Here is a 12,362-nt window from a genome sequence, read left to right on the forward strand (position 1 = left end):
GACTCGGGGGCGGGGCGGGAGCCTTAGCGACAATCACGCTGATGGTCTTGCCCTGCTCTACCAGGGAATTGAAGGCATCGCCCTGGCCCGTCACCTTTCCAGGGGTTACTTGCGAGTTCTCCTGTTCGGTGACCGCGATGGCCAGGCCGTTCGCCTTGAGCAGCGCTTCTGCATCGGCCTCGCTCAAACCGACGAGTTGAGGCACGGCTACCTTGCCCGTGGACACCACCAGGTCGACGGTGCTGCCCACGCCCACTACAGCTCCCGAAGCGGGCTTGGTGCTGATGACGGAGCCCGCGGGAACGGTGGCACTATTGGCCAAGGTACTCGACCCACCCACGAGTCCGGCCTGGCGCAGGAGGTCGCGTGCAGCGGCCTCGGTGAGCCCGCTCAGGCCTGCAGGGACAGTCGCCGAGACCGGCCCGTCAGAAACGTTCAGCATGACGTGCGATTTCGGCGCCACTTGGGACCCCACGCCAGGGTCGGTGCTGATCACAGTCCCCTTGGGGACCTTGTCATCCGGGACATGGTGCGACTCCGGGCTGAGATTGGCGCCGTACAGCGTCTGCAACGCCGTGGCCTCGCTCATGCCGGCCACCGCCGGTACCGCGATCAACGGGGGCGGGGTCGGCTTCTGGTTCACCGTGCTGTACACCCAGAATCCGCCGCCGGCCAAGACCAGTAGCACCAAAATAACAACCACTGCGGTCCACGCACGACGGCGGGACTTCTGCCGGGCGGTCCGTTCGCGTTCAGGGGCGAACCCAAGCGGCATGGCGCCGTCGTGCTCTGACTCAGACTCCGCCGCCTCCCGGGCCAGCATGTCCTGGCCGCCGGCGGCCAGGCCGTTTTCCGGCCCTCCGCTCAGGGTGCTGTCCAGGAATTCGGCGCCCACCAGGCCGCGCGCCAAGCCGCCTTCCGGAATCGGCTGCGTCAACGGCACCGCCTCCGTGACGTCCGTTGGAGTGCCGGCGGCCAGGGCCGGGACCGCAACGCCGTTCTTGGCCGCACGCAAGGCCCGCCGGAAGGCAGCCGCATCCTGGAAACGATCGGCGCGATTCTTCTGCAGGCCCTTGGCCAGGACACTGTCGAGTGCCTCTGAAACGGCTGGATTGAAGGTGCTGGCGGGCTCCGGGATCTCGCGGACATGCTGGTAGGCCACCGAGACAGGGCTGTCTCCCGTGAACGGAGGACGGGACGTCAGCATTTCAAACAGGAGGCACGCCGCGGAATACAGATCACTGCGGGCGTCCACGGTCTCGCCGAGGGCCTGCTCGGGCGACAGGTACTGGGCAGTACCAACCACGGCCTGCGTCTGGGTCATGGTTGCCGCGGAATCGGCCATCGCCCGTGCGATTCCGAAGTCCATGACCTTCACGTCGTTTGACTCTCCGGTCACCATGACGTTGGCCGGCTTGATATCGCGATGGACGATCCCGGCCTTGTGGCTGTACTCCAGGGCGGCAAGGACCCCAAGGATGAACTCGATGGCCTGATCGATGTCCAGTTCCTTGGCACGGATCAGGTCGCGGACAGTCCGGCCGGACACGTATTCCATGACGATGTATGGGACCCGGACGTCCTCGCCCGGCCCGCCGGACACCGTGTACTCGCCCGTGTCGTAGATAGCGACGATCGAGGAATGGTTCAAGGCCGCCACCGCCTGCGCCTCGCGCTTGAAGCGGGCGTGGAACTGCGGATCACGGGCGAGATCGGCGCGGAGCAGTTTTACCGCCACGGTTCGTCCAAGAACAGTGTCGACGCCCTTGTAGACATCGGCCATGCCACCACGGCCGAGCAATTCACCGAGTTCGTACCGCCCGTTGAGGACGCGCTGGGATGTCATTGGGGTGCTGTCCTCTCTGTGGGCAGGTGTAGAGCGTCCGGTTGGCATGGTGTCCTACGGGGTGGTCTTGGTGGAAGGAGACGGGTTCGAGTTCGGCTTGGACAAGTGATAGGTCACGACGGACCCGGCGGGTACTTTCTGCCCGGCCGCGGGATCGGAACTGACGAATGTTCCCGGCGCCTGGCCGGTTGCTCCGTCAACGGGGGCTCCAGTGACCCAGCGCAGGCCCGCACCTTCGATAGCGGCCTGTACTTGTGATTCGGTGGCTCCCTTGCCGATGGTCGGCACGGTGACCATCTGCGGTCCCTTGGAGTAGCTGACGGTGATGGTCGATCCCTTGGCCACCGGGCCGGAAGGATTGATGTCGATGACAGTGCCGGGCGTGGATGGATCGAAGACCTGGACTCCGTTGACCGCGAGGCCGAGTGCGTTGAGGTCCGAGCGCACCTTGTCGTACGGCTGTCCCTTGTACTGCTCCGGGATCAGGTTGATGGTATCCGGGGTGGACGTAGTGGGCGTCGGGGTGGCCGAGGTTTCCGTGGGGCTCGGACTTGCCGAGGTTGGCGGTGCGCTCGAGACCTGGGACGGAGGAGTGGTGCTAGCCGGTGCTGGACTGCTCGGCGAGAACAACCCTGACTGGGTCAGGAGCGCCCCCACCAGGGCGAGCAACACGAGCACGATCAGCGCGATGAGCGGCCACGTCCACGGGCTGCGTTTCTTCCGCGGCGGCTCTTGCTCCTGGTACTCCTCTTCTTCATGGATGTACGCGTTGTGCTCGTCGGCCTGATCCAAGCTGCGTTCGGCGGCCAGGGCATTGGCACGGGCCAGCGGATTTCCACCTTCGGCGGCAGCCCCCACCGCAGCGGCTCCCGCGGCGGCGGCGCCAATCACCGGGAGCGCCGACGTCGACGTCGACCGTGCTTCCCTGCCGTAGGGCGAGGTGACGATGCCGGTGGGCGCGGTGGCAATGTCCGTAGGGGCAGTGATAGGGCCCGTGGCGGATTCGAACAGCAACATCCCCGGGACGGCCGCGTGTGCCGTTGCGATATCGCCAGCGCGGATCGCTTCCGCGGCTTCGGCCAGCTTGATGGCATCCGCGGGACGGTTCTTCGGATCCTTGGCGAGCATGGACATCAGCAGGGCGCGAATGGGGGTGGGCAGGCTTTCAGGCAGCGGCGGCGGGGCGTCGTTGACCTGGGCCAGCGCAATCGCGATCTGGGATTCTCCCGAAAAAGGACGGTGCCCTGTAAGGCACTCGTAGCCGATGATCCCCAGGGAATAGATGTCCGAGGCGCCTGTGGCTGTTTGTCCCGTGGCCTGCTCCGGAGCCAGGTATTGCGCCGTACCCATGACCTGGCCGGTCTGCGTGAGCGGAACCTGGTCGGCGAGGCGGGCGATACCGAAGTCGGTGATCTTGACACGGAAATCCGGCGTGATCAGGAGGTTGCCCGGTTTGATGTCCCGGTGTACCAGGCCTTGGGCATGTGCAGGGGCCAGCGCCCGGGCGGTTTGGGAAATGATGGACAGGGTGCGGTCCGGTGAAAGGACCTGCTCGTGCTCCAGGATGCTGCTCAGCGGCTGACCCGGCACCAATTCCATGACCAGGTAGGCGGAGCCGTCTTCCTCTCCGTAATCGAAGACGTTGGCGATCCCCACGTGATTGAGCAACGCGGTGTGGCGGGCCTCGGCGCGGAACCGCTGGAGGAACCCGGGGTCGCCCGTGTATTCCTCTTTGAGTACCTTGATGGCGACGATCCGGCCAAGGATCTGGTCCTTGGCCCTCCAGACCTCTCCCATGCCGCCAATCGCTATGCGACTGGTCAGCTGGAACCTGCCGCCGAGGGTGATTCCTGACGTAGGCCTCACTTGTTCAACACCGCCTCAAAAATCTTCTTCGCGTTCGGACTGGTTAGCTTTGCGCCGGTAGACACATCAACGCCTTCCATGACAATGGTGACGGCTACCTGCGGGTCGTTGGCCGGGGCGAACCCGGTAAACCATGAGTTGTTCAAGCCTGAATCGCCGAGTTGCGCGGTACCGGTCTTGCCGGCCACCTGGACTCCCGGCACTGCGGCGCCGCTCGCAATGCCCTGGGACACGACGTCGGTCATCCACTGCGTGATCTGGTTGGCGATATCGGGCGTGGTGGAAGTACGCAGCGCCTCGGCCTTGGGCTCGCTGATGACACGCAGGTCAGGTGCCCGCACAGTCTTGATGAGGTTCGGCTTCATCTGGACGCCCTTATTGGCAATAGCGGCGGTCATCATGGCGATTTGCAGCGGAGTGGCCCTGACGTCACGCTGCCCGACGGCGGACTGGGCCAGCGCTGCTTGGTCCAGGTTCTTGGGGAAGACGCTGACCGCGGACTGCAGCTTGAGCTGGTCCCCGAAATCCTGTCCGAAGCCGAACTTGCTGGCCTGGTCCGCGATCGCGTTTTGGCCCAGGTCCAGGGCAATGCTGGCGAAGGGCGTGTTGCATGACTGTTCCAGGGCGAAAGCGAAATCGGCGGTGTTGCGGGTGGAGCAGTTGCCCCCGGCATAGTTGGGCAGCGAGGCGCTGGAACCGGGCAACGGCAGACTGTCCGGGTTCGGCAGGACACTGTCCTTGTTGTACTTCCCGGAGCTCAATGCCGCCGCCGTATCGACGAGCTTGAACACGGAACCGGGCGCCAACAGCTCGCCGGTGGGTCCGCTCACGGACTGGTTCAGGTTGATGCCGGGGACCTGGTTGATTTGGTCGTAACCGGCCTTCTCCTTGGCAGGATCGTGCGTGGCGATCAGGTTGGGGTTATAGGACGGCTTGGAGACCATCGCGATGATGGCGCCCGTCTTCGGATTGGTGACGACGATCGAGCCGCGCTGGCCGTCAGGAATGAGGTCGTAGGCGAGCTTCTGGATCACGGGATCAAGGGTCAATTCCACCGAGGCGCCCTTCGGCTGGCTCCCAAGGAAAATCTGGCTCACACGGTCCAGGAAGAGTTGGTCGGAGCTGCCAGCCAGTTCATCCCGGAGCTGTTGCTCAAGCCCGGTGGACCCATAGGTCCTGGAGAAGTATCCCGTGATCCCCGCATAAAGCTCCGGCTGGGCGTAACTGCGCTGGTACTTGCAGGTTTCGTCTCCGGCAACGGATTCGGCGATTGGCTTGCCGCCCACGATGATGGCACCGCGGTCGTTGCAGTAGTTCGCCAGGACAGCGCGCTGGTTCCACGGATTGTCGTTGAGGTCGCCGGCGCCGATGACCTGGACGTAACTGATCGCGCCAAAGAGGAGGGCGAACATGGCAACTGCTGCCATCCACGCATTGCGTATGGAATGGTTCATGAGGTCTGCACCGCCTCTGTGGGGGCATGGGTAATGGGCGTAGTGTCCACCGGGCCGCGCGCGGTGTTCGAAATCATGAGCAGCAAGCCCACGATGATCCAGTTGGCAAGCAAGGAGGAACCGCCTGCCGCAAGGAATGGAGTGGTGAGTCCCGTCAGCGGGATCAGCCGGGTGACGCCGCCGATCACCACGAAGCACTGCAGCGCTATGGCAAAGGACAGGCCACAAGCCAAGAGTTTGCCGAACGCGTCCCGCGCGCCAAGAGCAGCGCGGAACCCCCGGGTGAAGAGCAGCATGTAGAGCATCACGACGGCAAAAAGACCGATCAGTCCCAGTTCCTCACCGATGAGGGCCACGATCATGTCGCTGTTGGCGAACGGCACCAGATCCGGCCGGCCTTGTCCGAGCCCTGTGCCTCCGAGGCCGCCGTCGGCCATGCCGAAGAGGCCCTGGACGATCTGTCCGCTGCCGCCCGGGGACCGGTCGAAGACTTCCGGGGTGAAGGCGTTCCACCAGCTGTCCAGGCGGAACGCGACGTGCGAGAAGAACCTGGACGCCAGGAATCCGCCACCCAGGATCAGTGCGACGCCGATGACTACCCAGCTGATCCGGCTTGTTGCCACATAGATGATGACGATGAACAAGCCGAAGAAAAGGATCGAGGTGCCGAGGTCCCGCTGGAACACGAGGATGCCGATGCTCACGAGCCAAGCCGTGATCATGGGGCCAAGATCTTTGAAGCGCGGCAATTGCATGGGGCCGATTTTGCGGCCGGCAAGCAGGATGAGGTCCCGGTTGGAGGAAAGATAGCCTGCGAAGAATATAGCCAGGGTAATCTTGGCGATTTCGCCGGGCTGGAAAGTCATGGGACCGATCCGGATCCAGACGCTCGCGCCCAGCACCTCGCCGGCGGAGATTCCGGGAACCAGCGGCAATACAAGGAGAACCGCGCTGGCCGCCAGCGAGATGAAGGTGAAGCGGCGAAGGATGCGGTGGTCCTTGAGGAACCAGATCACAACGATTGACACGGCCATGGCCAGGAGGGTCCAGCGCAACTGGTTGTTTCCCGTGTCCTCGCCAGGCTGGTCCATGCGATGGATCAGGGCCAGTCCCAAGCCGTTGAGTGCAACCACGATCGGAAGGATGATCGGATCGGCATATTTCGCGCGGAACCTGAGGATCATGTGGAAAGCGAATGCCGCCACGATCAAGAGACTCGACTGGAACCAGAAATCGGCGTCGAACGCGGCCGGACTGTTGAGCCCGACCATCGCGCTGGCGCCGATTCCCACAGCAAGGGCAAGGACCAGCAGGACGAGCTCGACGTTGCGGCGCGGCCTGGGTGTGGTGGTGGCCAGGATCATGGGGACACCGCGCACGTAGGGACCGCCGTGGACGTCGGCGACGATGTTGGCCGGTTCGAGGGACTCGGGCTCGCCGGCGTGGGGCCTGTTGTGGGCGAGGGACTCGCCGTCGGTTTGGCCGTGCCTGTGGGGCATGTGACTGGAAGCCCGGTGGTGCCCTTTTCCTGAAGGTTTTTCACAATCTGCTGGGCATCGGCCAGATCCCGCGCCGGAACGGTCTGGCGAACGACTTGTTGCGTGAATTCAGGCAAGGAATCCATACGGATGTTCGTCGTGGCCTCGACTTTCGAGAGCTGGAACGGGCCCAGGCTCTGCGAAATGCCGTTGAATATTGCGACGTGCTGATTGAATTCACCGACGTAGTAGCGAGTCTGCGTCCACGCATAGCCGAGCCACAGCCCGGCGACCACGAAGATGGCCAAGACGGCGGCAATGGCCGGCGTCAACCAGCGCCGCTTCCGGGCTACAAGCGGTTGCGGATCCTGGCGGTCCTGTTCGGCCTTGTGGGTCAGCACCGTGGCAGCCCGGCGTGCAACGCTGCGTCCGGCTATGGTCGGGATCGAACCCGTATCGGCCGCGGTCGCGGCAGCCCCGACCAGCTCGTGCGGACGGCTTGCGAGCTCTTCGCGGAGGATCTCCGCCGACAGGTGCTCGCCAAGGTGCGGGTCTGTCGCCGTCGGAGGCTCGGTGGTCCCGGCAGGTTTTGCGGAACCCGCTACAGGACCCGGCGCCGCTGGCTCCGCGGCGGCGGAGGGCCCGGCGTCGGATTTGGTTTCCGGCGGCGCTACGGCAGGCGTGACCCCGCCGGCCGCGGGGCTGTTGGCTCCGGATTTTTTGGCCGGGGCCGCCGCATCGCTGCCGTGCGAGCTGTCCTTGCTCGGTGCGGACTTCGCGGGATCGGCCGCTTTCGGCGGCACCTGCGCTTCCGGGACGACGTCGACGGCGGCCGTGCTGAGGTTATCGCCGGTCTCTTCCACGATTTCCAACAGCACCACGGTGACATTGTCCGGAGCCCCGTTGGCGAGAGTGAGCTCAATGAGGAGCTCGGCGCATTCGGCGAGGTCCTTGGTTTCGCGGACTACTTGCTCCACGACTGCGCCTTGGACGTAGTTCAGGCCGTCGGAGCAGAGGAGCCAGCGTTCGCCCGGTTCGACGTCGAGCTCGTCGAGGTCCAGCTCGGGGCTGGCGTCCACGTCGCCCAGGACGCGCATGAGGACGTTCTTGTGCGGGTGGGTTTCGGCTTCCTCGGGGCGCAGCCGGCCTTCGTCGATCAGCCTCTGCACGAAAGTGTGGTCCACGCTGATTTGCTCGAATTTGCCATTGCGCAGGCGGTAGGCGCGGGAATCGCCGATGTGCGCGAAGTGCAGCCGCCTGCCTTCGAGCAGCAGGGCGGTGACCGTGGTGCCCATGCCCGCGAGCTTCGGGTCTACGTGGACGAGTTCGGAGAGGAGGGAATTGGCAGTCTGGATTTCGTCCGCGAGGACTGTTTCCGCGCCGTCCGGGTAGGAATCGTGATCGAGGTGGATCATGTCCAGCACGGTGGATGCCGAGGCGACGTCCCCGCCCGCGTGCCCGCCCATGCCGTCCGCGACGACGGCAAGATGCCGGCCGGCATATGCGGAGTCGTCATTCTTCGAGCGGACACGCCCGACGTCGGACCGCGCCGCGTAACGCATGATGAGGGGGAGCTCCGGAGGCAGCGCCTTGCCTTCGGAAGGCTGGGGGGAAGCCATGGGCTACGCCCTCAATTCGATGACCGTCTTGCCGATCCTCACGGGGACGCCAAGCTCCACCGGCAGGGCTCGGGTCAGTTGCTGATCGGCGAGGTAGGTGCCGTTGGTGGAGCCAAGATCTTCGATGAACCATCGGCTGCCCTGGGGGAACAAGCGCGCGTGCCTGCCCGAAGCATAATCATCCTCGAGGACCAAGGTGGCCTCTTGTGCGCGGCCCAGCAGAATGGGGCTCGCGGCCAAAGGAAGCGTGGTGCCCTTGAGCGGGCCCTCGACGACGACGAGCTGGTGCGCCTGCTGCTTCACGGGCTGGGGCGGCGCCGGGGCGAGCTCCGGATGCTTGCGTACTTCGCGCGCCGTCGGAGTTCCCATGGCTGCCTTGCGGCCGATCACGAGATCGCGACGCATGGTCGAGACGATGCTGAAGATCAGTATCCAGAGCAACAGCAGGAAGCCGAAGCGCAGTGCGGTGATGGTCAGTTCGCTGATGTCGCTCACGGGCGCCCACCAGAGGGCTGGGGGAGAAGTCTGAAGATGATCTTGGTCCGTCCCATGGTGATGGTGGATCCGTCAGTAAGTTCTACACTGCCGTCCACTTTATGGCCGTTGACGTAACTTCCGTTGGTGGAACCGAGGTCGACGGCGCGGATGACTCCGTCTGCCGTCTGGATTTCCAAGTGCTTGCGCGAGACGCCGGTATCGTCCACCAGGATGTCGGCTTCGGATGACCTGCCCAGCACGATGGAAGGCGCGTTGAGGGAATAGCGTTGTCCGCCGATGTCCAGGACAGGCTGGAGCCGTGTGGGCTCGCGGCTCGGAGCGGCGGGCACAACGGGCCGGGGAGCAACGGGCGCGGCAGCCCCGCCGGATTTCTCGGTGCGGGACGTGATCTCGAAATGGCCTTCGCGCTGGGCATCGTCGTGACGGAAGGAGATCCGTACGGGACCCTGCAGAATGTAACCTTGGCTGCGCACGTGCTGGATGACGACGTCGCACAATTCCTCGGCCAGGGGAGTTCCCCAGTCCTGGGCGCGCGCGAAGTCTTCATCGCTCAAGAGAACGTCGAAAACGTTGGGTGCCAATGTTCGGCCGGCCGAAATGGTGATGGACTTGTTGTCCAGTTCACGGCGAAGCTTGCTGGCGATTTCCACCGGCTCCACCCGCGCCCGCGACCCGGTGGAGAAGACGCCTCGGACGGCCTTTTCGATGCCACGCTCAACCCTGTCAAGCAAGCCCATGGTCCTTCTCCTTCCGCTTCGTTGACCCGGCAGTATCAGTAGCCAAGACGAATCCCCGCAGTGGCCGGAGCGCACGCAGGAAGCCTGTCTTCAACCCCGATACTACTGGGCAAGACTGTGAATGGCCTTATTCCACAACGGCCGGAACGCCGGAAAAGTTCGCCGGGCTGCATCATTCCGGGATGCTTCTCGCGTGATTTCCGCATCATGTGGGGGACCGGCAATCCGTGGCGTCCCAGGGTTTTACGGCCCCGTCCCGGGTCGATTGGCGTTTTCAACAGGTTGTCCGTTATGCTTGATCTCGCTGCTTTCGCAGGGGTGAGGCCGGGGAAACCTGGTACGGCCCGGGCGAAAGAAAGTTGCGCGCGAGTGGCGGAACGGCAGACGCGCTGGCTTCAGGTGCCAGTATCCGAAAGGGTGTGGGGGTTCAAATCCCCCCTCGCGCACGCAATTCAAAGGAACCCCGGTCTCTGACCGGGGTTCCTTTGTTTAACTCACCGAACTCCCAACTGACTCGCAGTTGTTGTCGTTTTGGGGGCCCATAACGACAACAACTGCGAGCTAGTTGGGCTACGCCCGGAGCGCTCCTAGCCCGGTGATCAGTGCATCCAGGCCCATGCTGAACGCGAGGTCGGACGGGTAGTTGTTCCGCTCGGGTCCCAGGCTGCGGACGGCTGAGGTGAAGTGTGGCGTGGAGTCGGCCAAGCGGCCGGAATCGAAAATGTCCGCCGGCGCGTTAGCGTCGAAAGCGGCCCCGAAGATATAGGCCTCGAGGGCCACGATGCTCGGGATGATCTGCTTCTCCGGGAAACCCGCGCGGAGGAATCCCTCCGTCACAGCTTCGTACATGGCGAGCGTCTGCGGGGCGTCCGTCACGGGCAGGACCGCGATCACGGAGATCAGCGGGGTGTGCCTCGCGAAGATACCGCGGTAGGAATATGCCCATTGCCGGACGGCTTCTTCCCAGGGAAGCGTGCTGAAACCGCCGAAGTCGACCTTGGACATCAGGTCCTCTTCCACGAGCTTGAGGACTTCGTCCTTGGAGGACACGTGGTTGTAAAGGGCCGACGGCGCGACACCCAGGGAGCGGGCGAGGGCCGCCATGGTGAGGCCGTCGTAACCCTTCTTGCTGATCAGTTCCAGCGCCGCCGCAGTGATGCCGTCCTGGTCCAGGACCGCCGCCATCGGCCGGCCTGCCCTGCGGCGCGCTTTGGTCTCACCGGGAGCGGGGGTGGGTTCAGGCATCGCTGACCTTTCTGGAGGCTGTGTCCTCAGCATTATTCCATTTGGGTCTTCACAGCCGGGGCCAAGGCAGCTACAGTTGAGATAAATGAACGTCATTCATTTATTGGTCAGCCAACGGGGACGGCCACAGAAAGGACATCATGTTGAATCTTGATCGCGACGTCGTAATTGTCGGTGCCGGTCCGTCGGGGTTGACGGCCGCCCGCGAATTGAAGAAGGCCGGACTCAGCGTTGCCGTGCTCGAAGCGCGCGACCGCGTCGGTGGCCGTACGTGGACCGACACCATTGACGGGGCCATGCTGGAAATCGGCGGACAATGGGTGTCCCCTGACCAGACCGCCCTGATGGGGCTCCTGGACGAACTGGGCTTGAAGATGTACGCGCGCTACCGCGACGGCGAGTCTGTCTACCTGGCGCCGGACGGCAGCCGCACCCGTTACACCGGGGCTTCCTTCCCGGTGAGCGAAACCACCGCAGCCGAGATGGACAAGCTCACCGCCATCCTGGATGGCCTCGCCGCCGAGATCGGCCCTGAGGAACCCTGGGCCCACCCCAAAGCCCGCGAACTGGACACCATTTCCTTCCACCACTGGCTGCGCCAGAACTCCACGGACGAGGAAGCCTGCAATAATATCGGCCTCTTCATCGCCGGAGGCATGCTCACCAAGCCGGCCCATGCCTTCTCCGCGCTGCAAGCGGTCCTGATGGCGGCTTCCGCAGGTTCGTTCTCCAACCTGACGGACGAAGACTTCATCCTGGACAAGCGGGTTATCGGCGGCATGCAGCAGGTCTCCCTGCTGATCGCCGCGGAACTGGGCGACGACGTCGTACTTAACAGCCCGGTCCGCACCATCAATTGGGAGCCGGCGGGTGAAGGCCACCGCGTCACTGTTGAGTCCGAGCGCGCAACCGTCAATGCGCGATTCGTGATCATGGCAGTCCCGCCGAACCTGTACTCCCGCGTTTCCTACAACCCGCCGCTGCCGCGCCGCCAACACCAGATGCACCAGCACCAGTCCCTGGGCCTGGTCATCAAGGTCCACGCTGTCTACAGCACGCCGTTCTGGCGCGAAGACGGCCTGTCCGGCACGGGCTTCGGCGCCGACGCCCTGGTCCAGGAGGTCTACGACAACACCAACCACGGAGACACCCGCGGAACCCTGGTGGGCTTCATCTCGGACGAAAAAGCAGACGCCGTCTTCGAGCTCAGCGCCGGGGACCGCAAGAAGAAGGTCCTTGAGTCCATCGCGAGCTTCCTGGGCGACAAGGCCCTGGATGCCGAGGTCTACTACGAATCCGACTGGGGTTCCGAGGAGTGGACCCGCGGAGCCTACGCGGCCAGCTACGACCTGGGTGGTTTGCACCGCTACGGCAAGGACCAGCACGCCAACGTTGGACCCATCTTCTGGTCCTCCTCCGATCTGGCCGCGGAAGGCTACCAGCACGTGGACGGAGCGGTCCGGATGGGCCAGGCAACGGCTGCCAGGATCGTCGCCGCCAACAGCCGCGTCGCTGCGGTACCGGTGGCCTAGGAACAGGTACTAATCCAAAAGTGAGGTCTCGTCCCTTTCGCTCGCTGAAAGGGTCGAGACCTCACGTGTGGAACCCGGGCAGTTGGC

General features: G+C 64.2%; 9 protein-coding genes and 1 tRNA gene. 2 read left to right on the plus strand and 8 right to left on the minus strand.

All coding sequences use genetic code 11. The features are described 5' to 3' along the window. The 7 genes from pknB to AC3WJU_RS11520 form a co-directional block, all read right to left on the minus strand. Window positions 1–1,894: Stk1 family PASTA domain-containing Ser/Thr kinase (gene pknB, locus AC3WJU_RS11490; RefSeq protein ID WP_492259894.1), on the minus strand; the 1,894-nt coding region annotated here is incomplete at its 3' end. Window positions 1,895–1,900: 6 nt separating this feature from the next. Further along, complete coding sequence (locus AC3WJU_RS11495; RefSeq protein ID WP_332603074.1) at window positions 1,901–3,712, minus strand: protein kinase domain-containing protein; 1,812 nt, start codon at window positions 3,710–3,712, stop codon at window positions 1,901–1,903. Continuing rightward, complete coding sequence (locus AC3WJU_RS11500) at window positions 3,709–5,166, minus strand: penicillin-binding transpeptidase domain-containing protein (protein WP_059388886.1); 1,458 nt, start codon at window positions 5,164–5,166, stop codon at window positions 3,709–3,711. Before AC3WJU_RS11500 ends, AC3WJU_RS11495 begins: the two co-directional genes overlap by 4 nt. Beyond that, window positions 5,163–6,530, minus strand: a complete 1,368-nt coding sequence (locus AC3WJU_RS11505) for an FtsW/RodA/SpoVE family cell cycle protein (RefSeq protein ID WP_059388888.1) — start codon at window positions 6,528–6,530, stop codon at window positions 5,163–5,165. The genes AC3WJU_RS11500 and AC3WJU_RS11505 overlap by 4 nt, the downstream gene beginning before the upstream one ends. Next, complete coding sequence (locus AC3WJU_RS11510; protein WP_492259895.1) at window positions 6,527–8,263, minus strand: PP2C family protein-serine/threonine phosphatase; 1,737 nt, start codon at window positions 8,261–8,263, stop codon at window positions 6,527–6,529. Before AC3WJU_RS11510 ends, AC3WJU_RS11505 begins: the two co-directional genes overlap by 4 nt. Before the next feature lie 3 nt (window positions 8,264–8,266). Next, complete coding sequence (locus AC3WJU_RS11515; RefSeq protein WP_059390255.1) at window positions 8,267–8,749, minus strand: FHA domain-containing protein FhaB/FipA; 483 nt, start codon at window positions 8,747–8,749, stop codon at window positions 8,267–8,269. Between the two features lie 5 nt (window positions 8,750–8,754). Next, the gene (locus tag AC3WJU_RS11520; RefSeq protein WP_284988580.1) at window positions 8,755–9,498 is read right to left on the minus strand and encodes an FHA domain-containing protein; all 744 of its coding nucleotides are present in this window, start codon (window positions 9,496–9,498) and stop codon (window positions 8,755–8,757) included. A 363-nt stretch (window positions 9,499–9,861) separates the two neighbouring features. Between AC3WJU_RS11520 and AC3WJU_RS11525 the strand changes: the two genes are divergently transcribed. After that, window positions 9,862–9,944: transfer RNA gene (locus tag AC3WJU_RS11525), tRNA-Leu, on the plus strand. A gap of 124 nt (window positions 9,945–10,068) precedes the next feature. Here AC3WJU_RS11525 and AC3WJU_RS11530 read toward each other — a convergent pair. Beyond that, window positions 10,069–10,776 carry a TetR/AcrR family transcriptional regulator gene (locus AC3WJU_RS11530; RefSeq protein WP_441432818.1) on the minus strand — a complete coding sequence of 236 codons (708 nt, stop codon included), beginning with the start codon at window positions 10,774–10,776 and terminating at the stop codon, window positions 10,069–10,071. A 107-nt stretch (window positions 10,777–10,883) separates the two neighbouring features. On the opposite strand from AC3WJU_RS11530, the gene AC3WJU_RS11535 reads away from it, so the two are divergent. Beyond that, the gene (locus AC3WJU_RS11535) at window positions 10,884–12,275 is read left to right on the plus strand and encodes a flavin monoamine oxidase family protein (RefSeq protein ID WP_284988583.1); all 1,392 of its coding nucleotides are present in this window, start codon (window positions 10,884–10,886) and stop codon (window positions 12,273–12,275) included. Window positions 12,276–12,362 lie beyond the last annotated feature (87 nt).

The organism is Arthrobacter sp. FW306-1B-F12A (assembly GCF_058781865.1).

Coding starts and splice junctions, on each gene's coding strand:
- AC3WJU_RS11500 (WP_059388886.1), bottom strand. CDS start 5,166: ATGAACCATTCCATACGCAATGCGTGGATGGCAGCAGTTGCCATGTTC.
- AC3WJU_RS11505 (WP_059388888.1), bottom strand. CDS start 6,530: ATGATCCTGGCCACCACCACACCCAGGCCGCGCCGCAACGTCGAGCTC.
- AC3WJU_RS11510 (WP_492259895.1), bottom strand. CDS start 8,263: ATGGCTTCCCCCCAGCCTTCCGAAGGCAAGGCGCTGCCTCCGGAGCTC.
- AC3WJU_RS11520 (WP_284988580.1), bottom strand. CDS start 9,498: ATGGGCTTGCTTGACAGGGTTGAGCGTGGCATCGAAAAGGCCGTCCGA.
- AC3WJU_RS11530 (WP_441432818.1), bottom strand. CDS start 10,776: ATGCTGAGGACACAGCCTCCAGAAAGGTCAGCGATGCCTGAACCCACC.
- AC3WJU_RS11535 (WP_284988583.1), top strand. CDS start 10,884: ATGTTGAATCTTGATCGCGACGTCGTAATTGTCGGTGCCGGTCCGTCG.